This window comes from Nonomuraea sp. K271 (assembly GCF_009908215.1).
Classification (GTDB): domain Bacteria; phylum Actinomycetota; class Actinomycetes; order Streptosporangiales; family Streptosporangiaceae; genus Nonomuraea; species Nonomuraea longispora.
Genome location: NZ_JAAAHR010000055.1, coordinates 20,750 through 42,793, shown reverse-complemented (window position 1 = coordinate 42,793; position 22,044 = coordinate 20,750). Strand labels below are relative to the sequence as shown.

22 protein-coding genes are annotated in these 22,044 nt (G+C 67.9%); 14 read left to right on the top strand and 8 right to left on the bottom strand.

Annotated features, from left to right (window positions below; genetic code table 11):
* Positions 1–62: 62 nt before the first annotated feature.
* Complete coding sequence (locus tag GUY59_RS20430) at positions 63–1,001, top strand: aldo/keto reductase (protein WP_161714626.1); 939 nt, start codon at positions 63–65, stop codon at positions 999–1,001.
* Positions 1,002–1,093: 92 nt separating this feature from the next.
* Here GUY59_RS20430 and GUY59_RS20425 read toward each other — a convergent pair whose 3' ends face one another.
* Positions 1,094–1,855, bottom strand: coding sequence for a class I SAM-dependent methyltransferase (locus tag GUY59_RS20425; protein ID WP_138201916.1), 762 nt, complete (start codon positions 1,853–1,855; stop codon positions 1,094–1,096).
* Between the two features lie 168 nt (positions 1,856–2,023).
* On the opposite strand from GUY59_RS20425, the gene GUY59_RS20420 reads away from it, so the two are divergent.
* The 3 genes from GUY59_RS20420 (at position 2,024) to GUY59_RS20410 (ending at position 4,483) form a co-directional block, all read left to right on the top strand.
* Positions 2,024–2,476 carry a hypothetical protein gene (locus GUY59_RS20420; protein ID WP_138201917.1) on the top strand — a complete coding sequence of 151 codons (453 nt, stop codon included), beginning with the start codon at positions 2,024–2,026 and terminating at the stop codon, positions 2,474–2,476.
* 304 nt (positions 2,477–2,780) lie between these two features.
* Positions 2,781–3,725, top strand: coding sequence for an ATP-binding cassette domain-containing protein (locus GUY59_RS20415; protein ID WP_138201918.1), 945 nt, complete (start codon positions 2,781–2,783; stop codon positions 3,723–3,725).
* Positions 3,722–4,483, top strand: coding sequence for an ABC transporter permease (locus GUY59_RS20410; RefSeq protein WP_171055429.1), 762 nt, complete (start codon positions 3,722–3,724; stop codon positions 4,481–4,483). Before GUY59_RS20415 ends, GUY59_RS20410 begins: the two co-directional genes overlap by 4 nt.
* Here GUY59_RS20410 and GUY59_RS20405 read toward each other — a convergent pair.
* Positions 4,467–7,622: a BTAD domain-containing putative transcriptional regulator gene (locus GUY59_RS20405; protein ID WP_201761110.1), complete on the bottom strand. Its 3,156-nt coding sequence runs from the start codon at positions 7,620–7,622 to the stop codon at positions 4,467–4,469. The genes GUY59_RS20410 and GUY59_RS20405 overlap by 17 nt on opposite strands.
* A 114-nt stretch (positions 7,623–7,736) precedes the next feature.
* Between GUY59_RS20405 and GUY59_RS20400 the strand changes: the two genes are divergently transcribed.
* Positions 7,737–8,927 carry a cytochrome P450 gene (locus tag GUY59_RS20400; RefSeq protein WP_138201920.1) on the top strand — a complete coding sequence of 397 codons (1,191 nt, stop codon included), beginning with the start codon at positions 7,737–7,739 and terminating at the stop codon, positions 8,925–8,927.
* A 215-nt stretch (positions 8,928–9,142) separates the two neighbouring features.
* On the opposite strand, the gene GUY59_RS20395 is transcribed toward GUY59_RS20400, so the two are convergent.
* The gene (locus tag GUY59_RS20395; RefSeq protein ID WP_138201921.1) at positions 9,143–9,589 is read right to left on the bottom strand and encodes a hypothetical protein; all 447 of its coding nucleotides are present in this window, start codon (positions 9,587–9,589) and stop codon (positions 9,143–9,145) included.
* Positions 9,590–10,052: 463 nt separating this feature from the next.
* Between GUY59_RS20395 and GUY59_RS20390 the strand changes: the two genes are divergently transcribed.
* Positions 10,053–10,541, top strand: a complete 489-nt coding sequence (locus GUY59_RS20390; RefSeq protein ID WP_138201922.1) for a tetratricopeptide repeat protein — start codon at positions 10,053–10,055, stop codon at positions 10,539–10,541.
* Positions 10,542–10,700: 159 nt separating this feature from the next.
* Here the strand turns inward: GUY59_RS20390 and GUY59_RS20385 are convergent, their stop codons facing one another.
* Complete coding sequence (locus GUY59_RS20385; RefSeq protein ID WP_252375004.1) at positions 10,701–11,297, bottom strand: TetR/AcrR family transcriptional regulator; 597 nt, start codon at positions 11,295–11,297, stop codon at positions 10,701–10,703.
* Between the two features lie 109 nt (positions 11,298–11,406).
* Between GUY59_RS20385 and GUY59_RS20380 the strand changes: the two genes are divergently transcribed.
* On the top strand, positions 11,407–12,195 hold the full coding sequence (locus GUY59_RS20380) for an SDR family oxidoreductase (protein ID WP_138201924.1): 789 nt from the start codon (positions 11,407–11,409) through the stop codon (positions 12,193–12,195).
* A gap of 74 nt (positions 12,196–12,269) precedes the next feature.
* On the opposite strand, the gene GUY59_RS20375 is transcribed toward GUY59_RS20380, so the two are convergent.
* A complete protein-coding gene (locus GUY59_RS20375; RefSeq protein WP_138201925.1) occupies positions 12,270–12,866 on the bottom strand; it encodes a CGNR zinc finger domain-containing protein in 597 nt (198 codons plus the stop codon).
* Positions 12,867–12,950: 84 nt separating this feature from the next.
* Here GUY59_RS20375 and GUY59_RS20370 point away from each other — a divergent pair, with 84 nt between their 5' ends.
* Both GUY59_RS20370 and GUY59_RS20365 read left to right on the top strand, forming a co-directional pair.
* Positions 12,951–13,733, top strand: coding sequence for an MBL fold metallo-hydrolase (locus GUY59_RS20370; protein WP_138201926.1), 783 nt, complete (start codon positions 12,951–12,953; stop codon positions 13,731–13,733).
* 56 nt (positions 13,734–13,789) lie between these two features.
* On the top strand, positions 13,790–15,055 hold the full coding sequence (locus GUY59_RS20365; protein ID WP_252375005.1) for an MFS transporter: 1,266 nt from the start codon (positions 13,790–13,792) through the stop codon (positions 15,053–15,055).
* Between the two features lie 579 nt (positions 15,056–15,634).
* Here the strand turns inward: GUY59_RS20365 and GUY59_RS50790 are convergent.
* Both GUY59_RS50790 and GUY59_RS20360 read right to left on the bottom strand, forming a co-directional pair.
* On the bottom strand, positions 15,635–15,775 hold the full coding sequence (locus GUY59_RS50790; protein WP_330849187.1) for a DUF4267 domain-containing protein: 141 nt from the start codon (positions 15,773–15,775) through the stop codon (positions 15,635–15,637).
* 48 nt (positions 15,776–15,823) lie between these two features.
* Positions 15,824–16,387: a dihydrofolate reductase family protein gene (locus tag GUY59_RS20360; protein WP_138201927.1), complete on the bottom strand. Its 564-nt coding sequence runs from the start codon at positions 16,385–16,387 to the stop codon at positions 15,824–15,826.
* Between the two features lie 1,063 nt (positions 16,388–17,450).
* Between GUY59_RS20360 and GUY59_RS20355 the strand changes: the two genes are divergently transcribed.
* Genes GUY59_RS20355 through GUY59_RS20350 form a run of 3 tightly spaced genes read left to right on the top strand, consistent with a single transcriptional unit; the run spans position 17,451 to position 20,369 of the window.
* Positions 17,451–18,389 carry an ABC-three component system protein gene (locus GUY59_RS20355; protein ID WP_201761109.1) on the top strand — a complete coding sequence of 313 codons (939 nt, stop codon included), beginning with the start codon at positions 17,451–17,453 and terminating at the stop codon, positions 18,387–18,389.
* Positions 18,386–18,655, top strand: a complete 270-nt coding sequence (locus GUY59_RS50785; RefSeq protein WP_106246361.1) for an ABC-three component system middle component 6 — start codon at positions 18,386–18,388, stop codon at positions 18,653–18,655. The genes GUY59_RS20355 and GUY59_RS50785 overlap by 4 nt, the downstream gene beginning before the upstream one ends.
* On the top strand, positions 18,630–20,369 hold the full coding sequence (locus GUY59_RS20350) for an ABC-three component system protein (protein WP_138201928.1): 1,740 nt from the start codon (positions 18,630–18,632) through the stop codon (positions 20,367–20,369). The genes GUY59_RS50785 and GUY59_RS20350 overlap by 26 nt, the downstream gene beginning before the upstream one ends.
* Positions 20,370–20,624: 255 nt before the next feature.
* Here the strand turns inward: GUY59_RS20350 and GUY59_RS20345 are convergent, their stop codons facing one another.
* Positions 20,625–21,080: a GntR family transcriptional regulator gene (locus GUY59_RS20345; protein ID WP_161714625.1), complete on the bottom strand. Its 456-nt coding sequence runs from the start codon at positions 21,078–21,080 to the stop codon at positions 20,625–20,627.
* A 138-nt stretch (positions 21,081–21,218) separates the two neighbouring features.
* Here GUY59_RS20345 and GUY59_RS20340 point away from each other — a divergent pair, with 138 nt between their 5' ends.
* Positions 21,219–21,491 carry a hypothetical protein gene (locus tag GUY59_RS20340; RefSeq protein ID WP_138201930.1) on the top strand — a complete coding sequence of 91 codons (273 nt, stop codon included), beginning with the start codon at positions 21,219–21,221 and terminating at the stop codon, positions 21,489–21,491.
* A complete protein-coding gene (locus GUY59_RS20335; protein WP_138201931.1) occupies positions 21,475–21,786 on the top strand; it encodes a hypothetical protein in 312 nt (103 codons plus the stop codon). The genes GUY59_RS20340 and GUY59_RS20335 overlap by 17 nt, the downstream gene beginning before the upstream one ends.
* Positions 21,787–22,044 lie beyond the last annotated feature (258 nt).

The window sequence follows — 22,044 nt, the reverse complement described above, 5'->3', positions numbered from 1 at the left end:
ACAGTCAAATTAGCGGAGGAGCCTCCGCTTTCTGGCCATCCACACGAGGACGGACTTCCATCATGCCCACCGGCACCTCATCGTCCGACGTCACCGCCACCGGCGTCGCGCGTCCCGGCGGCGCCGGCCGGCTCGCCGGCCACACCGTCTCCCGCGTCGGCTTCGGCGCGATGCAGCTCGAACGCCTGCACGGTGACCGCGGCGCCGCCGTCACGCTGCTCCGCCGCGCCGTCGAGCTCGGCGTCGACCACATGGACACGGCCCAGTTCTACGGGAACGGCTTCGTCAACAAGCTCATCCGCGACACGATCCGCCCCGAGGACGGCGTCGTCGTCGTGACCAAGATCGGCGCCGACCCCGACCCCGACGGCCCCCTCCCGCTCCGAGCCGCGCAGCGCCCCGAAGAGCTCCGGGCCGGCGTCGAGGACAACCTCAGGAGCCTCGGCGTCGACCAGCTTCCCGTCGTGAACCTCCGGCGGCTCGACATCGGGCCGGGCATCCAACCCGCGGGCGACCAGGTGGTCGACCTCGACGACCAGCTCGCGGTCATGACCGCGATGCGCGACGAAGGCAAGATCGGCGCGTTCGGGCTGGGCAGCGTGACCGCCGACGGGCTGCGCAGGGCGATCCCGGCGGGCATCGCCTGCGTGCAGAACGCGTACAGCCTCGTGACCCGCGACGACCAGGACCTCGTCGAGCTCTGCGCGGAGGAGGGGATCGCCTGGGTGCCGTTCTTCCCGCTCGGCGGCGCGTTCCCGCAGATGCCGAAGGTGACCGAGGAGCCGGCGGTGCGCGACGTGGCCGCGTCCATCGGCTGCACCCCGTCGCAGCTCGGCCTCGCCTGGCTCCTCCGGCACGCCCCGAACGTGCTGCTCATACCCGGCACGGCCAACCCGGCCCACCTTGAGGCGAACGTGGCCGCGGGAGCCATCACGCTCGACGACGCGACCCTGGCCACGCTGGACGCCGTACCGTCGCGCTCCGCCGACATACGGCTCTGACGGACCACGGCTCATCGTGCTCGGGGGTCGGAACGGTGCTCACCGGGCTGGGAGCACCGTGACGGTGTCGATCGTCAGGACGTCCCGGCCGGTCATGGGCGTCGGCGCGCGAGGTGCACGGTGACGTCGGCCGTGACCTCGACGGTCGCGGGCAGGACGCGTACGATCCGGCCGAACACCTCCCGCTGCTCATGGGCCGGCAGCACGAGGTAGGCCGAGACGGTCGAGAGATAGCCGACGTAGTCGCGGGCACTCATCGTCAGCCGCCGTTCCACCACGGACTGCCGGACGTCCTCGAACCATCCGGACCGCTGGAGCTCTGTGCCCGGCCACTGCATGTGCTGCTCCGGAGGCGTGCCGTCCGGCGACGGCACCTCGTCGGTGGCGAGGAACGGTGACCGCGCCGCACGAACCGCCGCCTCCACGGCCGGGTCGGCCAACTGGACGGGGCCGCCGAACGAGGCGAACACGCCGCCCGGCTCCAGCAGCGCGACCATGCGAGGCCACCGGTTCTCCGGGTCAGTCCAGTGCAGCGCCGCCGCCGCATAGACCAATTCGTACCGTTCGCCGGGTCGCAGGTCCTCGAAGGCGGACCGCACGGTGCTGACGTTCGCCGGCACGTGTGCGCGCAGCTCGGCGAGCATGGCCGCATCGGGCTCCGTCGCGGTGACGGTGACTCCTCGCCGGGCGAACAGACGGGTCGCCTTGCCCGTGCCGGCGCCGATTTCGAGGGCGGTCCGCACCGGCCGGCCCGCGTACGCCATCACGAGGTCGACCAGCCGCACAGGATAACCCGGCCGGAACCGTTCGTACGCTTCCGCCATCGCCCCGAAGCTCAATGCGCGAATCGACATGCCGAGATCCTGGCACGAAACCGCCTGGGCCGCGGGCCGGGCTCGTGGTGGCGACGAAGGCTCGCCGCGCGGGTGGCATACCGCGGATATACCGCCGTTCCCTAACGTCGGACCGGCCGGAAAATCCACGCGGACCTATCGGGTCGCGAGAAGGAGAAGATCGCACACATGCGGAACATCGTGGGGCGCATCGCGTCCGCGGGCACTGTCGCGCTGGCGGCGTCGGCCGCGCTCGTCATGACGGCCTCCAGCGCCCAGGCGGCGGGTTACTGGTCGAAGGACGCACCAAGGCATGCCACCGGCGTCGGCAACCTGACGACGAAGAGCGTCACCGTCGCCAAGAAGACCTACACGCTGCAGCTTCGCGCGGGCAAGTGGGGGGCGAACACCTACATCTGGGCCCGCGTCCCCAAGAACTCCGGAGCGAACGGCAACAACGTGTGGTTGTCGGTCTACAACCCCTCGACGAAGAAGTGGCAGAACTCGCCGTCGCAGTCGATCAAGAACACGACCTACAGCCAGGCGCACCGGGCCAAGGCCAACTGGCTGTACAAGGCCTGCACGAAGCAGCCGGGCCTCGGTGGCAGCGCCGCCAAGTGCACCGGCACCTGGAAGGTATGACGTCCTGACCGGCGGGCTCGCGCCTGTCGGCTGCCGGTGAACGTGCGCGTTCACGAGGCGAGGGTGATGCCGGACCGGGTAACGCCGTCCGGCATCCCCGCGGGGTTCCTCCGGTGGGTCGTCGCCGATCTCGATCGCATGCCGCAGCTGAGCGTTCATCACGCCGAGTTCGGGCATTACGGCTCCGGATACGCCTCGCATCGTCTTCGACGCCTGGTTCCACTGGATCGACTGACGTCCGGGGGCCGGGTCATGTCAGCACGGCAACGGTTCGGTGTCAGGGCGCCCGCCGATGGTGGACACCATGAACGGTTCAGCGATCGCGGCCTCGGGGCTGCGCAAGGCGTACAGAGACAAGGTCGTGCTGGACGGCGTCGACCTGGAGGTCCGGACCGGTACGATCTTCGCCCTGCTCGGGCCGAACGGCGCGGGGAAGACGACCACGGTGAACGTGCTGACCACGCTGCTAACCCCCGACGCGGGCAAGGTGGTCGTGGCCGGGCACGACGTCGTCACGGAGACCAGCGCGGTGCGCGCGGCGATCGGGGTCACCGGGCAGTTCGCCTCGGTGGACGACCTGCTCACCGGCGAGGAGAACCTGCTGCTGATGGCGGACCTCCTGCACCTGCCCCGGGCGGAGGGCCGACGGGCCGCGAGCCGGCTGCTCGACCGGTTCGAGCTGGTGGAGGCGGCGGGCAGGCCGGCGGCGTCCTACTCCGGCGGCATGCGCCGCAAGCTCGACCTGGCCATGACGCTGGTCGGCACGCCGCGGATCATCTTCCTTGACGAGCCCACCACGGGGCTCGACCCGCGCAGCCGCCGTACCATGTGGGAGATCATCAGGGAGCTCGTCGCCGACGGCACGACGATCTTCCTCACCACCCAGTACCTCGACGAGGCCGACCAGCTCGCCGACCGCATCGCCGTGCTCGATCAGGGCCGGCTGGTCGCGGAGGGCACCTCCGGCGATCTCAAGCGCCGGGTTCCCGGCGGCCACGTCCGGCTGCGGTTCGCCGATCGCCACGAGCTCGACGTCGCGGCGCGGGTGCTGCACGAGTCCACGAGGGACGACGAGGAGCTGGCCCTGCGGCTGCCCGGCGACGGCGGGGTGCGGGCGCTGCGGGCGCTGCTCGACCGGCTCGACGCGCACTCCGTCGAAGCCGAGGAGTTGTCGGTGCACACACCGGACCTCGACGACGTCTTTCTCGCCCTCACCGGCCACAGCGCCAAGGAGGCTGACGCACGATGAACGGCATCACAGCTTCCCTGGCCGACTCCGCGACCATGTTGCGGCGCAACTTCCGGCACTCGATGCGCAATCCGGTGGCCCTGTTCAACGCCGTCATCATGCCGATCGTGCTGATGTTCCTGATGGTCTACATCCTGGGCGGCGCGTTCGACGTCGGGGTCGGCTACGCCGACTATGCGACTCCCGGGTTGATCATAACGACCGTCTGCTACGGCATCAGTCCCACCGCGATCGCGGTGAACTCCGACATGACGAGCGGGTTCATCAACCGGCTGCGCGTCATGCGGGTGTCCAGGGCCGCGGTGCTGAACGCGCACGTGGTCGCGACCATGCTGCGCAGCCTGGTGGCCATCGCGTTCGTCGTCGGGGTCGCGTTCCTGATGGGGTTCCGGCCGTCGGCGGGCGTGCCGGAGTGGCTCGGCGTGATCGGCATCGTCGTGCTGACGGTGGTGGCGATCGGGTGGCTGACCGTCGCGTTCGGTCTCGCGGCGAAGACGCCGGAGAGCGCGGGCCTCGCCGCCGTCCCGCTCATGCTCCTGCCCTTCCTGAGCAGCGCGTTCGTGCCGGCCGGGACGATGGGGCCCGGGGCGCGGCAGTTCGCGGAGTACCAGCCGTTCACCCCGATCATCGAGACGCTGCGCGGGCTGCTGAGCGGCACGCCGGAGGCGGGCCCGGCCGTCACGGCGATCGCCTGGTGTGTGGGGCTCACGCTCGTCGGTTACCTGTGGGCGCGCACGTCGTTCACGAGGCGAGGGTGATCTCGGCCAGCTCACGCCAGTCCCGCTTCCGGCCGTCACGGGCCGCCTCCGCGAACACGGTCTCGCCGAGGCGGCTCCGCGCGTCGGCGGCGATCCTCGCGGCGTCCGGCAGCGAAAGATCCGGCGTGCCGCGTACGGCGTCGCTCGCCGCGAGCAGGCGTACGGCCTGCTCGTCCCGTCCCTGGCGCAGCGCGAGGTCCGCGAGGCCGACCAGCACCTCGGCGATCAGCGGCGGATACGCCGTCTCCACGGCCGCGCGGAACGCCTCGGCCCGGTGCGCGCGGGCCTTGCCGGGGTCGTCGGTGAGGTAACCGTACAGGTGCTGGACCGCGGCGCGGAGGGAGCTGGTCATCTCCGAGCCGGGCTGCACGGTCCACGCCGTGGCCAGAAGGCGGTGTGCCTGATCCCGATCGCCGCGCCAGCGTGCCAGTCGCGCCTTCGCGAGCGCCAGTTCGGCCAGCGTGTCGGGCCAGGCGATCCCGTCGGCGTAGCGCTGCGCCTCGGCCATGGCGGCGGTGCTGGAGCGCTCGTCGCCGAGCAGCCAGTACAGCAGGGCCTGCCGCGCCCGCAGCCCGACCACGTCCTCGGTCGCGCCCACCTCGGCCAGCGCAGCGGCCGCCTCTTCGTACAGCTCGCACGCTCGTGCGAGCTCGCCGCGCATCGCGAGCCGCTCGGCCAGGAACGTCAGCGCCAGCGAGATCCCCCATCGGTCGCCGAGCGCGCGGAACTCGGCCAGGGCTGTCTCGCCGTCGGTGTCCACGCCGGTCTCGTCGCCGTCGAGCGTCAGCCGCAACCGGCCGCGGGCGAGCCTGGCCTGCGCGCGTACCCATGGATCGTCGTCGGCGATGAGCGGCTCGAACGCCGGCAGGAACGCCATCGGCTCCTGCAACATGCGCTCCAGCGGCGCGACGAACCCGAGCATGGGGTGGCGGCGCCGGCCGACGCGCTGGGTCAGCCGGTGCGCCTCGTGGATCCACTTCTCCGCCTGGAACTGGTCGCGGCCCGGGGCGGAGGTGACGAAACTGGCCACGGTCGCGTACGCCAGCGCCCGCACCTCGTCGGACGCCTCACCGTCCAGCGAGGCCGCCGCGATGCTCAGCTCGGCGCCCTCGGCCCTGTGCCCGCTGAGGAAGTAGTACCAGCCCGCGGCGGAGGCCAGCCGCATCGCCTCCTCGGCCCAGCCGTCGGCGATCGCGCCGCGCAGGGCCGCGGTGAGGTTGTCGTGCTCGGCCTGCAGCGTGGACAGCCACTCCAGTTGCTCGGCTCCGCGCAGGTGCGGATCGGCCGTCTCGGCCAGCTCGGTGAAGTAGGCGAGGTGCGCCGAGCGCGCCGCCTCGCTCTCCCCCGCCTCGGCCAGCCGGTACGCCGCGTACTCCCTGATCGTGTCGAGCATCCGGTAGCGTGGCGCGTCCTCCCCGTCGGCGAGCAGCAGCGACTTCTCCATCAACGCGGTCAGCAGTTCGAGCACCTGCTCGCCGGCGACCGTCGCGTCCGCGCACACCCGTTCGGCCGCTTCGAGGCTCGCCCCGCCGGCGAACACCGACAACCGCCGCAGCACGCCGCGTTCGGCCTCGGTCAGCAGGTCCCAGCTCCAGTCCACGACCGCGCGCAGCGTCTTGTGCCGGGCCAGCGCCGTACGGCTGCCGCCCGTCAGCAGGCGGAACCGGTCGTCGAGCCGGCGTGCCAGCTGGTCGACGGACATCGTACGCAGCCGCGCCGCGGCCAGTTCGATCGCCAGCGGCACCCCGTCGAGCGCCCGGCAGATCCGCGCCATGGCCGCCAGGGTTTCGGCGTCGGAGCCCATGTCCTTGCGCACCAGGTGCGCGCGGTCCCGCAGCAGCCGCACCGCGGGCGACGACCCCGCGTCGGACGGGTCGGCGCCCTGCGAGGGCAGCGCGAGCGGCTCGACCTGCCACAGCACCTCCCCGGTGATGCCGAGCGGTTCCCTGCTCGTGGCCAGGATCCGCAACCGGCGGGACTCCCCCAGCAGGCGATCGGCGAAGGCCGCGGCCGCCTCGATCACGTGCTCGCAGTTGTCGAGGATCAGCAACATCGCCCGCTCGCGGACCGCGGCGACGAGCCGATCCATCGGTTCGCCGCCCCGCGCGCCGCCGAGCAGGGGCTGGTCACGCAGGCCGATCGCGGTGAGGGCGGCCTGCGCCAGCTCACCGCCCGCGCGTAGTGGGGCCAGCTCCACCAGCCAAGCACCGTCCGGCAACTCGGCGAGCATGGCCCTGGCGGTCTCCCTGGCCAGCCTGGTCTTGCCGGAGCCGCCGGCGCCCGTCAACGTGACCAGCCGGTGCCTGACCGCCAGCCCGGCGACCGCGGAGAGGTCGTCGTCCCTGCCGACGAAGCTCGTCAACTCGGCGCGCAGGTTGGTCCTGGGATGCTCCGCCCGCGCGCTCACCTCGCCCCGCAACACCGCGGTGTGCAGCGCGGACAACGCGGCCGACGGAACGGCGCCGAGTTCCTCGGCGAGCCGCACGCGCGTCCGCTCGTACACGGTCAGCGCCTCGTTGCCGCGCCCCGCCTCGGCGAGCGCCCGCATCAGCGCCGCCGCGAACCCCTCCCGCAGCGGATGCGCGGCCACCAGCCCGGTCAGCTCGGAGACCAGCTCCGGGCCGCGGCCGAGGCGGAGGTCGGCGTCCACCCGATCACCGAGCGCGGCGAGGTGGAGCTCCTCCAGACGGGCGACCGTGGCGTCGAACACGTCGCCGCCCCGCAGCGCGATGCCCGTCATGGGCGTGCCGCGCCACAGCGCCAGGGCCGAGCGCAGCAGGTCCGCCCGCGCGGCGGGCTCGGCGGCACGGGCCTGGCCGACGAGCTGCTCGAACCGGCACACGTCCACGGCGTCGGGCGCCACGGCCAGCCGGTATCCGCCGGAATCCGCCTCGATCACGCCGTCCGGCAACACCCTGCGCAACCTGGACACCAGCGCCTGCAGGGCGTTCACCTCGTCGGAGGGCGGATGGTCCCCCCAGATCCAGTCCACCAGCCTGGCGCGGGTGACGATCCGGCCCGGTTGCAGGGCGAGGGCGGCGAGCAGCGCGCGCAGCCGCACCCCTGGGACCTCCAGCACGGCGCCGTCGTGGTCCCGCACCGCGAACGGTCCCAGCAGTTCAACTTGCACACCACTCATTTTGCCGAACCATCACGACATTCCGGCCGGGGCCGCCGTGTCAGCACGGTGACGGCCCCGTATCAGAGGCGTCCGCGAAGGTGGACTCGTACACGACCTCTGAAAGGAACGACCATGCAGCACACCATCACCACGATGCCGGCCGCCCGTCAGCCCGGCTGCCCCTTCGACCCGCCGAAGGAGCTGACCCGGCTCGGGCCCATCACCCCCTACACGTTCCCCGACGGGCATCAGGGCTGGCTGGTCACCGGTTATGACCAGGTCCGGGCGATCCTGGCCGACCCGCGGTTCAGCTCACGCAAGGAGCTCATGCGCCACCACCCGACCATCGACTACGGCGACATCGAGGTCCCTCCGGCGCCGCCCGGCGAGTTCCTCCTCATGGACGACCCCCAGCACAGCCGCTACCGGAAGCCGCTGGTGGGCAAGTTCACCGTACGCCGGATGCGCCTGCTCACCGAGCGCGTCGAGCAGATCACCGCCGAACACCTCGACGCCATGGAGCAGGCCGGGCCGCCGGTCGACCTGGTGACCGCGTTCGCCAAGCCCATCCCCGCCGTCGTGATCTGCGAGCTGCTGGGGGTGCCGTACGACGACCGCGGCCTTTTCCAGCAGCACATCGACAAGTTCCTCGGCGGCGAGACCAGCGACGACGAGCTGATCGCGGCCTACACCGCCACCCAGCGCTACCTCGCCGAGCTGGTGGCCGCCAAACGTGCCGACCCCACCGACGACGTGCTCAGTGACCTCACCGACACCGACCTGACCGACGAGGAACTGCGAGGAGTCGCCCTGATCCTGCTGGCGGCCGGGCTCGACACCACCGCGAACATGCTCGCGCTGGGCACCTTCGCGCTGCTGCGCAACCCCGCGCAGTGGACGGCGCTGTGCTCCGATCCCGCGCTCGCCGACCGGGCCGTGGAAGAGCTGCTGCGGTACCTGAGCGTCGCCAAGCAGTTTTTGCGGGTCGCGCTGGAGGACGTCGAGGTGGGCGGGCAGAGCATCAAGGCCGGCGCGACGGTCATCCTGTCGCTCAACACCGCCAACCGCGACCCCGGGCGCTTCCCCGACCCCCACGTCCTCGACCTGCGCAGGCAGGACGGCGGGCACCTCGCCTTCGGCCACGGCATCCACCAGTGCCTGGGCCAGCAGTTGGCCCGCGTCGAGATGCGGGTCGCCCTGACGGCGCTGCTCGGCCGTTTCCCCACGCTGCGGCCGGCCGCACCGGAGGAAGAGATCGCCCTGCGCCCGGAGAGCGCCGACATCCACGGCATCAAGAGCCTCCCCGTCACCTGGGACGCCTGAGCGCAGCCGTGATCAGGGGTCCCGGTCCCCGATCACGGGCGCGATCTCGTCGGCGACCAGACTCCGGTAGGTCTGAACGTTCGATTATCCGCGCACAGGTGCGGGCGGGCGATGAGTTTCCGGCGGGCCGCCGGTCTGCTTCGGTGACCACCGTACGAAAGGATGCCACCGCCGCGGCCCGTCGCCGGGCGTCTCGTTCGCCGTCGTGACCACCATCAGTCGCAGAACTGCCACCGCGTGGTGGTGGCGGCGATGATTCCTCCGCCGTAGATCCTCTTGATGGATCCCATCCACTTGATGCACGTGCCGGCGGCCTTGGCGCTGACCGCCGCGTAGTGGGCGTAGTTTCCCTCGTCCGTGATGGGCTTCTTGCCCTGACGTTCCAGCATGGCCTCCGTGTAGCTGGCGACGCCGTCCGCCCGGCCGACCCTCAGGGTGACCACGCAGTTCTCCTGGTACGTGCCGTTCCACAACACGTAGACCTCACCCAGGGGCATGTTGTTCTTGTCGTCCCAGAGGTCTTCCCTTTTGAGCTGCGTGTAGCTCCCGTTGGACCAACCGCATCCCTTGTCGGACACGACGGCCTGGCTCAGGGTGTGGGCCGAGGCGGGCGAGGCCACGAACGCCACCGAGGCGAGCACAAGGCCGAGACCCAAGCCCATACGCACAAATAAGCGCCGGTACATCCGAGACATGACAGGTCCTTCCAGGTACGGCTAGATCGCTCCCCGACGGCGGGGAGGCGCTGATCGCCGCATGGACCACGTGGGCCGAATCCCCCCGCCGGCTCAAAGCTCAGCATGCCGTGCCCCACGCACGTTGTCGTTGGCCGAGCGTGCACAGTTCCTTGACCGCCGATCCACTCACGTCAGCCTCCCGACCGGACGACGGGCAGGCCGCCGGCGACGACATGGATGCAGCCGGCCACGGCCGCGACTGCGAGCGCGCCGCCAAGGGACGCCGGACGCACGACCGGCCCGGACCACCAGGGAACCCCCGTGTTCCGGGCCCGCCGAGGACGTAGATCCCGACAGCGGCCAATGTGGCGAAAAGCCGGCAGTACGCGTCGTCGCAGCGGCGATACTGGCACCTCGCGAGGAACGAGCCGCCCGATGGGAGCCACCGATGATCGACGACCCGACCATGACCCGGATCGGCCAAGGGGTGGAGCTGCACCACCACCAAGGTCAGCGTGAGGCCGCCCGCGACCTGTTCGCGCAGATCTGGGACGACATCGGCGGCGAACAGGGCGATCCGCTGCACGTTTGCGTTCTCGCCCACTCGATGGCGGATGTGCAGGACGACGTGCAGGAGGAACTGCTCTGGGACCTGCGGGCGCTTGCCGCCGTCGGCCAGGTCACCGACGAGCGGGTGGCGCAGGCCGGGGTGCCGTTCTCGGCGGCCGGCCTGTACCCGTCACTGCACCTCAACGTGGGCGAGTGCTACCGCAAGCTGGGCGATCCGGACCGCGCCCGCGAGCACCTCCAGCAGGCGCGGGACACGATCGGCGCGCTCGGCGACGACGAGTACGCGCAGCTCATCAGAAGTGGCCTGGAGCGCCTGGCCGAACAACTGCAAGGCGAGCCACTGCCCCAAAGCGGCCCCGGCGAATGACAGGCCCGGCCACATGGCGGACTTCAGCAGGCCGTAGCCGTCGCAGAGCGGATGCGGGTCGCCGCAGTGATGGCCATCGACGTCTGCGACTTCTCCGTGACCCGTCCGGCCCATGTCCCTGCCCTCTTTGCTCTCCAGGCCGGAGCGAGCCTCACTACTTCAGCCGGCCTCAGGCCCCGTACGGGTCAGTCCCTGGCCGGTGCCGACACCGCACAGCAGCATGTCGACCACGCGGGTGGCGGCGGCGTCGGGCTCGCACTCGCGCATCCGCGCCGCCACCCCTATCAGCGCGTAGATGACCCACTTGGCCCAGGCGAGATCGGCGTCGGCGCGCAGCACGCCGCTCTCCTGGGCCCTTCGCAGCAGATGGTCGCAGCGCCGCTCCACGTCGGCATGCGCACGTACCCACTCGCCGTCGCCCGGCCCGACCAGGTCGAGCGCGAAGGGCCACTGCCGCTTGACCTGCAGCACGTTGACCGTGACCTGGTAGAGCGCGACCAGCGGCGGGGTGGTCTCTGGATGTGCGGCGTCCACGGCCGCGGCGAACTCGCGGGCCGCCACCGTGGACAGCGCCTCCAGCAGCGCCTCGCGGGAGGCGAAGCGCCGGTGCACGGTCGTGCGCGCCACCCCCGCGGCCTCGGCGATCTGCTCCATGCTCGCCGCCGGATCCTCGGCGAACACGCGCTCCGCGGCCTCCAGGATCGTCCGCACCGTACGTTCCGCGTCGGAGCGCAACGCCCTGGTCCCCTCGTTCACAACCCTTGAGGATACGGCATCGCACCGATTGACCATGAACTTGCAACAACTTGATGCAAGTAATATGTTATTCGCTACAGGACAGATGCGTCTATCTGTGGGAGATGGCATGGACATGCAACTCACCGGCAAGACGGCCGTCGTGACCGGCGCGAGCAAAGGCCTCGGCCTGGCGATCGTCCGGGCACTGACGGGCGAGGGCATGCGGGTCGTCGGGGCGGCACGCACGATCAGCCCTGAGCTGAAGGAGACCGGCGCCACCGCCGTGGCGGCTGACCTGTCCACCGCGCACGTGCCCGGCGAGGTGATCGCGCGGGCGCTCGCCGAGCTGGGCGAAATCGACCTGCTGGTCAACAACGTCGGCGGCGGAGAGGCGACCCCCGACATCGCCGGCGGGCTCGCGGCCATGAGCGACGACCTCTGGCAGCACTCGTACGACCTGAACCTCTTCAGCGCCGTCCGCGCCACCCGCGCCGCGCTGCCCAGCCTGCTGCGGCGGCGCGGCAACGTGATCAACATCTCCTCCGTGTCCGCCAGGGTGCCGAGCGCCGGCCCGATGCCGTACTCGACGGCCAAGGCGGCGCTCACCGCGTTCGGCAAGGCACTGGCCGAGGAGGTCGGCCCGCAGGGCGTGCGGGTCAACACGATCTCCCCCGGCGCCGTCCGCACCCCCATGTGGGAGGCGCCGGGCGGGTACGGCGAGCTGCTCGCCCGCTTGAACGGCGTGGAGCTGGAGCAGTTCCTGGAGGGGCTGCCGGCCGCCACCGGCGCGACGACCGGCAGGTTCATCGAACCTGAGGAGATCGCCGCGCTCGTCACGTGGCTGGCCTCACCCCACGCCGCCAGCGTCACCGGCGCCGATCACATCGTCGACGGCGGCGTCGTCAAGACGGCCTGACCCGCCCGATGCCGGCCCCCCGAGGCTTCCTGCTCCACGAACACGAGACCATCGGCGAACAGGACCCCGACTCCTCAGCCTGATGCCGGCCGGGTGCGCCGGGCGTAGGCGCGGACGGCCCGGGCGCGGTCACCGCAGCGGGTGGAGCACCAGTGGCGGCGGCCGTGACGCAGCAGGTAGCGGCTGCAAGGGGTGGATCCGCAGGCGGTGAGGCGCTCGGCGTCGGGGCCGGTGAGGAGATCGGCCGCGTTGGCCGCGAGAGTCGCCAGTGCGTGGTCGAGGATCTCGTCCGTGGGGCACGGGACCGCGCGGTAGGGGCCGTGCTCGTTCCAGTGCAGCCGGGCGGCCGTGGGGACCCTTGTCATGGCGTCATTGGCGGCGGACAAAGCCGCAGGCGAGGCGGGCAGCCCGGAGACGAGGGCGGCGAACAACGCCCTGAGGTGCTCGCGCAGTGAGCGCAGCCGCACCGTGCACGTCTCCTGCACCTCGGTGTCGGCCGGAGCGAGATCGCGTTCGGTGAGCCACTGCTTCGTCGCCTCGGGAGTTCGGAGGGCATCGATGACCTGCCCTCCGGGCAACGTGAGGACGCTGTTGACGAAGTCGAGAGCGAGGTAGTCCTCCGCTCCCGGCGCGGGCGGCAGCACAGACGGTGCGGGCAGGGTCTCGCTCATAGCTCTCATGGTACGGCTTGCGCCCAACCGTGAGGTAGCGCTACTTTTCACGGATAAACCACGTCTTATCCGTGAGGTGCCTTCATGGCCAGTACGAACAACGAGCAGATCCCCGTCCGAGTCCTCGGTGGGCCGACCGCCCTTTTCGAGTACGGTGGCCTGCGATTCCTGACCGACCCGACGTTCGACGCTCCCGGCGACTACCACGTGCCGCGCGGCCGGTTGACGAAGACGGCGCCACCTGCCGTCGCCCCCAGCGACATCGGCCGTATCGACGTGGTCCTGCTCTCCCACGACGAGCATCCGGACAACCTCGACGACTCCGGCCGAGCACTGCTCGCCGACGTCCCGCTCACCCTCACCACGCCAGGTGGCGGGGAACGCCTGGGATCTCCGGCCAGAGGGCTGGCCGACTGGGAGTCGATCGAGTTGGACCGCCCCGGCGGCGGCACGATCACCGTCACGGGAGTGCCTGCCATCCACGGACCCGGCGCACGTGAGGACGTCGAACCGGTCACCGGCCAAGTCGTCGGATTCGTCCTGACCGGAGAGGGCCTGCCCACGTTCTACGTCAGCGGCGACAACGCCTCGCTCGACCTGGTCAGGCAGATCGCCGAACGCTTCGGCCCGGTGGACACCGCCATTCTCTTCGCCGGCGCTCCGCGCTTCCCCATCCTCTTCGACGGCGCACTGATCGTCCTCGACAGCGCGCAGGCCGCCGAGGCAGTCAAGATCCTCGGCGCCCGCCGGGTGATCCCCGTCCACTACGACAGCTGGGCGCACTTCACCGAGGGCCGTGACGAACTGGTCACCGCTTTCGCCGACGCCGGACTGGCCGACCGCCTGGACCTGGGCGACCGGGGCTGACCGCGTACCGACCGCCGCCTCTGAGACACCAGTCGGCCTACCGAAAGAACTCACTCGTGAAGACAACCGTGCCCGGCACGCTCGAGGACCTTCCGCGCCTTCAGGCGCAGCGCCGCGTCCTGATCGTCCTGGTCGCCGCTCAGGTCCTCAGTGGCGCCGGACTGGCGGCCGGCGTGACCGTCGGCGCCCTGCTCGCGCAGGACATGCTCGGCTCCACCAGTCTTGCCGGGCTGGTCAGCGCCCTGTCCATCGCAGGTTCGGCGCTGGCGGCCGTCGCCGTCGGACGCATCTCCGAAAGGTACGGCCGCCGCCCCGGCCTCGCCGCCGGATACCTGGCCGGCGCCCTCGGCAGCGCGGGCATCGTCGCCGCCGCCATGGTCGGCAACCCCATCCTGCTGCTCGCCGCGATGTTCGTCTATGGCGCCGGCACCGCCACCAACCTGCAGGCCCGCTACGCCGGCGCCGACCTGGCGCCCGCCGCGCGCCGCGCCGGCGCCGTGTCCACCGTGCTGGTGGCCACCACTCTGGGCGGGGTGCTCGGCCCCAACCTGGCCGCGCCCACGGGCGACCTCGCCCATGCCCTCGGAATCCCGTATCTGGCCGGACCCTTCCTTCTCGCCGGCGCCGCCTACACGACGGCCACCGTGGTCCTGGCCGGCTGGCTGCGCCCTGACCCCCTGCTGCTGGCCAACGCCCTCGACGCCGAACGCGCCGCGTCCCACCCGCGAGCGGACGATGCCGGCGGCCGGCCACCCGCAGCGGCCGGAGGGCGCCGGCCCGGAGTGCTGGTCGGTGCGGTGGTCATGGTGGTCACCCAGTCGGTCATGGTAGCGATCATGACGATGACGCCCGTCCACATGCAGGACCACGGCCACGGCGCCGCCGCGTCCGGCCTCGTCATCGCCGTCCACATCGGCGCGATGTACCTGCCCTCGCCGCTGACCGGCTGGCTCGTCGACCGCTTCGGCCGCCTCAGGATCGCCGCGGCGTCCGCGCTGGTCCTGACGGCCGCCGGAATCGTCGCCGCCAACGCCCCGGGCGGCTCTGTCGCCCTGTTCGCGGTGGCCCTCGCGCTGCTGGGACTGGGCTGGAACTTCGGCCTCGTCGCCGGCACCACGATCATCACCGACGCTGTCCCGCTGGCGACCCGTGCCAGAACGCAGGGCCTGGTCGACGTCTCCATCGCCATCGCGGGTGCCACCGGCGGCATGGCGTCGGGCCTCGTCGTCGCCGCTTCCGGTTTCCCCTTCCTGGCCGTAGGCGGCGGCATCCTGGCACTGGCCATCATCCCGGCGGTCGTCGCCGCAACCCGCACCCGATGAGCGCCGGCGACTGGGCCGTCATCGCCGGCTCGGGTCGAGTGGATGTTCTCATGCTGGTCGGCACCTGCCCCCGATCCGACCACCAGGCTCCTCCGTCGCGATCGCGGCAGCCCTCATCTGCTACCGCCGGATCTCCGAATGAGACGACGTCCATAGTCGCTCTCCGGCGAGTACTTCCGGGCCACGACGGCGTTGAACACCCGCCACACGACCATCGTCCGCGTACGCGTTCAGGTCTGCTTGCAGGTCCAGGACGTACCCAAGACAACGCTCCGTCGTCCGGCATACCACCGTTTCCTACGCTCGGGACCGCCGATGTGATACAGCCCGAGGGGAAGGTCGTGAAGCCAGCGCCGAAGAAGAAGTTCCGGTGGTCCGCCGCCATCGTGAGCGGCCTTGCCGCCGCGGCCGTCGGACTTACGGTGCACGCGCCCAGCGCCCAGGCCGCGTAAGTCCCTCATCCGGATCGCCCGGCCTTCGTGCCCCGGCATGTCCGCCCGGATGTGAGGGTCCGGCTGTGCCCTGCGCGGGTTGACGTCGTCGCCTGCTCATGAATCTTGTCCGGGGGGACCGAGCCGGTTACGCGATGAGGAGGAGCACGCTGATCGCCGGCATCACCACTGCGGCGGCACCGCGGATGCCGTAGGCGGCTGCCCTTGGGCCGTTGTCGCGCAGCACGACCAAGGCGTCGCCCACGGGTATGACGGTCCCGGCCGACATCACCCAGCTCGGGTGGCCCGAAGCACGGGCCGATCCGAGGTAGGGCACTCAGCGCCTGGCCTCGTACCTGGTCAGGAGTACGCCGCCGGGGAACGTCCGGGTCTCCATCAGGGTCAGGTTCACCCAGTTGTCCAGGGCCGTAAAGAACGGCGTGCCGCTGCCCAGCAAGACCGGTGCGGTGACCAGCACGTACTCGTCGATCAGCCCGGCCCGTATGGCCGCTGCGGCTAGTGTGGCACCGCCGATGTCCATGGGGCCATCGTCCTCGGCCTTGAGCCGGGTGATCTCGGTGACCGCGTCGCCGGTGACCAGACGGGTGTTCCAGTCGACCGTGCTGGTCGTCGAGGAGAACACCACCTTCGGCATATCCCGCCAGCGGCGGGCGTACTCGATCTCCGCCGGTGTGGCGCCAGGCTGCTGATCGGCGGTCGGCCAGTGGGAGCTCATCGTCTCCCACAGTTTGCGCCCGTACAGCGCCAGGCCCGTCGCGCCCACCCGGTCGGACCACCACTGGAACACCTCATCGCTCGGCACGCTCCAGCCGAGGTCGTCGCCTGGTGCGGCGATGTAGCCGTCCAGGCTCAGGTTCATGCCGAAGGTCAGTTTCCGCATGGCGTCAGCCTCCTGTAAGTCGCTACTCGGCGTACAGACCAGCACGGCACGGGAAAATCATCGGTCAGGCCACGCCGACCTATGCCGACGTACCGGAGCAGGTGGGACAGCCGGGCAGGTCGCGCGCACCGATCTGATCCCAGTCGAGTGCGCTACCCAAGTCCCCAAATCGGCACCCGACCAGCGGAAACGCCGATCAAAATCATTGCACGCATATTGGTGGGCCACCGACATACGGTCGCTCTCGATGACATCTGGCTGCGTACCCCAGAAACGCAGAAGAGGCCCCGTAGGGCCTCTGAGCTGCTGCGCTAACTGTGTGTGGCAGGTGCAAGGTTCGAACTTGCGTAGGCTGAGCCGACGGTTTTACAGTCCCGTCGCAACATGCCTCTGACCTGCACCTTCTTGCTTGGTCAAGCCATGGTGGGAACGCATAGGGAACGGTCATGACCTGAGCCTCTCAACGGACCATCGGGGCGGACCGGCGCGTGATCACTCCCGAGCTTCCACGGCCTTGCTGAAACGGTCGGTGTCTTGACCACGATCGCCGAGTTAAAAGGTTCGCTTGGCGGTTTTTACATCAGGCGTGGCCGACCCAACCGTCAGTGTCTGCTGCCGCCTATCAAACCAGCGGCAACTCCAGCTACATGTCTGCGCCCATCAGTGACCACTGCATTCACTTCGTGCCTCCCCCTGCAGTCGCAGCGCCATGTCGACAGAGTGCCTCGGATGACGGACTCCCCAGCGAGCCAACCATCGCGCGTGAGGGCGCATCGGAAACGCAGCACACCCGGCCAAGGCCGTTCGCGCAATCCGCCTTCAGCCATCCATCATGCCGTGGTCTGATCCGCCACCACCAGGCGAAACAGCAACCGCTTCACCTGCTGATCCTTGCTAGAAGAGCTCATGAGTGAACAAGTAAGGACCTCGCTGACGTCCTCCTGACCGACGGAGAGCATACGCGACAGACCAGCATACCGGGACAGACTGGCGATTACTAGTTGAAACGTTGATCCAGAACTGTACGATAGCCAATGTAAGGACGATCGGTCGAGGAGGCGCGGTGCTGTTCGAGCAGAGAGCATTCGCCAAGCTGAGCTTCTTACACAAGTTGCCAGACTTATACGAAAACGCGTTCGAGGACTTTTTCCATAACCTTATGGCAGCCCGCTATACAGACTATGTCGATGTTAGAACACATGGAAATATCGGCGATCAGGGCGGCGACGGCCTCAGCCTCCACAACCGCAGACTGTACGCCGTCTATGCCCCACAGGTCTTCGATGTCTACAAAATTAAAAGTAAGTTCTCATCGGACCTGAAAAAGGCCAAGGCGAAACGCAACGGCCAGTTCGACACGTTCGTGTTCGTACATAATGATTATCGTGGAACCCATCCTGACATGGCGTCCATAATTGCCATCGCTGCACGAGACCATGCGCCGCTGAAGTTTGATCACATGGGCAGAAGGCGCTTATGGCAGGAAATCATGAAGTTGAGTCTCGACCAAATCGAGGATTTACTTGGCTGCGTTGTTCCGGTGCATGAGCGAACGTATGGGGTCGGCTTAGAGGATTTAGCCGAACTCCTTAGCCATCTTCGTGAAAAGCGACGCGCCGCCGACCCCATGATGGACCTGCAGGAGGTCAGCGGTCTGAAGCTCGACTACAACGGTCTCGATGGCGAGAGCCGGGAAGATCTCGTAAAAGCCATGAAGTACACATACCTCGTAGAGGAGTACTTCGCAGGACTCATCAACCCGCATGAGATAGACGAGATCGCAGCCGGCTTCTCGATGTATTACCGTCAAACGCGTGATCTTCTGGACGATCCGGAAGATATCCTTTGGCATCTAGAACAGTATGTTCTCGGCAACGCCCGCCAACACCCACAAGTGCATCGTGCCGCCTGGGTTATACTCGCGTACTTCTTTGAGAGATGCGATATATTCGAGCAGCCTTCACCTGACTGGCTGCCAGCAACTCCAGGGGTCGCGAAGTGATCACGCCCACAAAAGGGATCGCCCCCGATCGCGCACTGCTGGCCGTCGGCGCCCAGATTCTGCAGCAAATCGACGGGCCCACATCAGTTAGCCAGGCATGGTACAAACTCCGGGCATGGAGACTAGAAAATAGTCACCCTGCGCCTATATCTTTCAGCTGGTTCACACTATCCCTGGATGTTCTGTACGCAATGGGTCTGATCGAAGCCCGAGATGGCCTCCTGGTTACTAGGAGGGTAGATGCTTCGGAAGCTAACAGCCGATGACTCCCGCTTCAAGACGCTTGGTTTTAGCCCGGGACTCAATATCGTTGTGGCAGACACCACCTCCGTCTCAGCTGCTACAGACAGCCGTAACAGTGCCGGGAAGTCCAGCATAATTGAGTTGCTCCACTTCCTTCTAGGGGCGCGACCAGATAAGCACCTAGCAACCAAAAAGGCTCTGCGTGGCATTCGTTTTAGTTTGCACCTAGATTGGCCGGGCGTTCCTGACACCCTGCGCGTAACGCGCACGGGAACAAATCCGAACATGGTAGAGCTTGATCACGACGTCACTACTGGGACACAGGGGCAACTCAACTTTGGTAGCACCGATATCCCTCTGTCGGAGTGGAATCAGCTTATCGAAGCGGCTTTGTTCGGCCTAAAAGATGAACATGACGGCATAAGCGGACGGAACCTTCTATCGTACTATATTCGCCGAGTAAGCTCTCATGCCTTCAACGAACCGATTCGCACCCATGCCCGCCAAACTGAAGCCGTTGCGGCGAGCAACTTGGCTTACTTGCTTGGTTTGGACTGGCGACTCGCTACACGCTATCGCGAAATCTCGGCGAGAGAAGCTACGAGAACTCAGTTGAGGAAAGCTGTTAACGACCCGGTATGGGGACGCATTGTTGGCAACACAGCGGAACTCCGCGGTCAAATTACAGTTGCTGAGGCGCGGATCACCCGGTTGCGAGAGCAGATAGACAGCTTCCGGGTCGTTCCTGAGTATGAGAACTTGAAGCAACGTGCGGACGCCATAGCTAAAGAGATTCGGCGACTCACAAACGAAGATGCAGTGGACCGCCGAAATCTACAGGACCTCGAGTCAGCTATCCGCGAAACAACCGAAGTCAACGTCGATTATGTAGAACGCGTCTACCAGGAACTGGGCGTTGCGCTCTCCAACCAGGTTCGACGCCGTTTCGAAGATGTCCGTTCTTTTCACGAATCCGTCGTACGCAATCGCCATCGGTATCTGAGTGACGAAATATCTATAGTGCAACAGAATCTCGAAGAACGAAAAGTTCAGAGAGAACGTCTAGGGGATGAACAGGCACAGATTCTGCGACAACTCGACGAAGGGGGAGCTCTTGAGGCGCTTACAGTGCTCCAGCGCGTGTACGCACAGGAACAAGCGTCTCTAGACGCTCTGAGGAATCGGTTGGCAGCAGCACAAGCTCTAGAGGCGAGTGCTCGCCAGATAACCGCCATGCGAGTTCAGATTGAGGACGAGATGGCGGCCGACCTGGAGGACCGAGCTACGCAAAGCAGTGAGGCCACCCTTCTTTTCGACCAGTTTGCAAAGAAGTTGTACGGCGAGCAACGAGCAGGCTACCTTGCGATTGAGGCCGGGCGAAATAGCTTGAAGATCACGCCTCGCATTGATGATGATGACAGTCGAGGCATTGGCAGCATGGTTATCTTTTGCTTCGACCTAACATTGGCAGTCATTGCTCGTCGTCACAACAGGGGCCCCGACTTCCTTGTCCATGATAGTCATCTTTTTGATGGTGTTGATGATCGACAGCTCAAGGCTGCCTTCGAACTCGCCGAACAAGTCTCTCGCGAAGAGGGGTTGCAATACATTGCGACTATCAATAGCGATGATTTGGGGAAGGCGCAAAGACGTGGTTTCAACTCGAGTCCATATGAGTTGACTACCCGACTCACTGATGCCTACGAAGACGGCGGCCTGTTCGGCTTCCGTTTCTGAATCAGCATGCAACCGTACGCTGTTCCGGGCTGGCGCGTCGAACAAGCGCCAGGACTGTGCGTCAAGGTGAGAAAGACCAGGGTCCACGTCGGTAGAGTCCCTCTCCGGCTGCTGACTCACAGCCTTCGCACAATCCGCAGATTATGCGAATTGAGGCGTCCCCGCAGGTCAACAGGCTCCCGAGATTGCCTGTGCTGGAATGACGGGCTGCCAGCAGATTGCCGCAGTATCCGCAGAACCGCCGCCCACCGACCATCACTCGCCGGGCGGCTCATCCTCCACGACCAGCTCCACCCGATCCCCACGCAGCACCCGACGATGCTTCCGCGGCCCCGGCACCACCTCGAACACCGGCACGCCCTCAGGCATCCCACCGAACTCCCGCAGCTCAGCGGACGTAGCCAACTCCCGCCGCTCATCCGGCGTAGGCATCCGCGTGATCACCCGTGCCCCGGCCGGCACCGCGTACGGCTCGCGCTTCGGCTCAACGGCCACCATCGACCCCCGCTTGCGCACCGTGGTGATCCGCCCCTCGGCGCGGAGATGGGCCAGAGCCTCGCGTACGGTGTCGCGGCCCACCTCGTACATCTGTGAAAGCTGAGCCTCCGAGGGCAACCACGCTCCGGGCCGGTAGCGGCCGGCCGTGATGTCGTCGCGGATCGCAGCCGCGACCTGCCGGTAGACCGGCACCCCAGAGCTGTAGTCGATCACAGCGCACAAGTGTCACAGGGCCATATTGCCATGAGCCTTGTGGCCATGAGGCCCTACCGTTAACGTGGGCAAACACCTCTCCGCGCAAGTTTTCAGGGAACCAATTATCAGAAATTAGGACGGAGGACGCAATCCCTCATGACCACCGCCCGCGAAGCACTGTCCGACCCTGACCTGCGTGGCGCGTTCAGGCGCTTCTACGTCTGGCGCACCCCCGACGGCCTCTGGCACGCCAAGCCACTCCCCAAGCTCACCGAGGGAGAGATCGCCTACCAAATCCTCCCGGAGCTGGTCGCCGAGACCCCCATCCAGCTCGCCTACCGGTGCACCTGGCAGCGCAGCCGCCGCAAGGTCTACCGCTACCTGCAGAAGTACGAGGTAAGGAGCGCGGCCCTTGAGCCAGCCCCCTGAACCCCCACCGGTGCAGTGGGAGCCGTACCGGCGCCGCCCCCGCGACCGCATCCGCATCACCGAGACCTCATGCTGCGGCGCCTACGAATGGGCCGCACAAGGCGGGCTCTTCCTCATCCTGCGCCCCACCGCCCGACCAGGCCGCTATGAGGAGGCAGGCCGAGGGCTCTACCGCCAGGCCCGCATGGTCTGGGAAGCACTCCTGACCTACCACGAGCGGCGACACCAGTACGAACAAGCCGCCGCAAGCAAATCCCGCCCTCGCGAGTCACGCGACGGCGAACAAGCCGCATGAGACACCGCTGCAAAGTGCGAGTTTCTGCGGCATAACGCGGATCTCCACCGACGCGCACACGGGCCACCCGCCATCCCGGTCCGTACGCACACCGAGGAGTTCTGCGGATAACGCGGCCGTACCACCGCAAGATCGCAGCTCATCGCCGCGCGGCAACAACCTCCTGCCCTCCCGCGTCCGGCACCCTCGTCACGGGAAAGGAACAGAGGGACGCAAGGCCGGTAACCCCAGCCGGCCACGCGTGCCCGCCCTACCCTA

Bases quoted from the DNA above. Each gene is read 5' to 3' on its own strand.
- GUY59_RS20430 (WP_161714626.1), top strand. From the start codon at position 63: ATGCCCACCGGCACCTCATCGTCCGACGTCACCGCCACCGGCGTCGCG.
- GUY59_RS20425 (WP_138201916.1), bottom strand. From the start codon at position 1,855: ATGTCGATTCGCGCATTGAGCTTCGGGGCGATGGCGGAAGCGTACGAA.
- GUY59_RS20420 (WP_138201917.1), top strand. From the start codon at position 2,024: ATGCGGAACATCGTGGGGCGCATCGCGTCCGCGGGCACTGTCGCGCTG.
- GUY59_RS20415 (WP_138201918.1), top strand. From the start codon at position 2,781: ATGAACGGTTCAGCGATCGCGGCCTCGGGGCTGCGCAAGGCGTACAGA.
- GUY59_RS20410 (WP_171055429.1), top strand. From the start codon at position 3,722: ATGAACGGCATCACAGCTTCCCTGGCCGACTCCGCGACCATGTTGCGG.
- GUY59_RS20405 (WP_201761110.1), bottom strand. From the start codon at position 7,622: ATGAGTGGTGTGCAAGTTGAACTGCTGGGACCGTTCGCGGTGCGGGAC.
- GUY59_RS20400 (WP_138201920.1), top strand. From the start codon at position 7,737: ATGCAGCACACCATCACCACGATGCCGGCCGCCCGTCAGCCCGGCTGC.
- GUY59_RS20395 (WP_138201921.1), bottom strand. From the start codon at position 9,589: ATGGGCTTGGGTCTCGGCCTTGTGCTCGCCTCGGTGGCGTTCGTGGCC.
- GUY59_RS20390 (WP_138201922.1), top strand. From the start codon at position 10,053: ATGATCGACGACCCGACCATGACCCGGATCGGCCAAGGGGTGGAGCTG.
- GUY59_RS20380 (WP_138201924.1), top strand. From the start codon at position 11,407: ATGGACATGCAACTCACCGGCAAGACGGCCGTCGTGACCGGCGCGAGC.
- GUY59_RS20375 (WP_138201925.1), bottom strand. From the start codon at position 12,866: ATGAGCGAGACCCTGCCCGCACCGTCTGTGCTGCCGCCCGCGCCGGGA.
- GUY59_RS20370 (WP_138201926.1), top strand. From the start codon at position 12,951: ATGGCCAGTACGAACAACGAGCAGATCCCCGTCCGAGTCCTCGGTGGG.
- GUY59_RS50790 (WP_330849187.1), bottom strand. From the start codon at position 15,775: ATGTCGGCCGGGACCGTCATACCCGTGGGCGACGCCTTGGTCGTGCTG.
- GUY59_RS20360 (WP_138201927.1), bottom strand. From the start codon at position 16,387: ATGCGGAAACTGACCTTCGGCATGAACCTGAGCCTGGACGGCTACATC.
- GUY59_RS20350 (WP_138201928.1), top strand. From the start codon at position 18,630: ATGCTTCGGAAGCTAACAGCCGATGACTCCCGCTTCAAGACGCTTGGT.
- GUY59_RS20340 (WP_138201930.1), top strand. From the start codon at position 21,219: ATGACCACCGCCCGCGAAGCACTGTCCGACCCTGACCTGCGTGGCGCG.